This window comes from Mesorhizobium sp. M7A.F.Ca.US.010.02.1.1 (assembly GCF_004023085.1).
In the GTDB taxonomy this organism is placed as follows: Bacteria; Pseudomonadota; Alphaproteobacteria; order Rhizobiales; family Rhizobiaceae; genus Mesorhizobium.
Map to the genome: position 1 here is coordinate 1 of NZ_RZRV01000130.1, position 473 is coordinate 473.

Consider the following 473-nt stretch of genomic DNA (forward strand, 5'->3'; position numbering starts at 1 on the left):
AAATGGAGAGAAAAACGATGTTCAGATACACAGCTCTTGCAGCGCTTTGCGTTGCGGCAAGTTCCGCTTCTGCCGGCGAACTCACGGCCCGTCAGGGTGGGACCGTCGATCTCGGCAACTTTCACGGCGTCGTCTACTACACCGAGGCCGATGACGGCTATCGGGTGGTCACCACGATGGCGGCGGGCGAAGAAAACCTGCCCGTGCGCTTCGTCGCGACCCTCACCGAAGGCCAGGCGATGGTGATCTCGGTCCCGGGCGAGTTGGCAAAACCCGGCCAGACGCTCGAAATCTCGCGCGCCAAAGGCAAGCTCGTCGTCGCGAAGGCGGAATCCACCCAGTAACGGGCGGAAAGTTGACGTCGCGACGCAACCGGGTAGTCTTGCGCTTGCTTTCCGCGCCTCCAACAACGCGAAGAGTCAATCGGCACCGCCATTGGGATGGCTATCGTCCCAACCTCGGAGAACGAGATG

Annotated in this window: 1 protein-coding gene; it reads left to right on the forward strand. The window is 61.3% G+C overall.

The genetic code is table 11. The features are described from left to right. A partial coding sequence (locus EOA19_RS35070; RefSeq protein ID WP_245486474.1) for a hypothetical protein occupies positions 1-344 on the forward strand: 344 nt, incomplete at its 5' end. Positions 345-473: the final 129 nt, after the last annotated feature.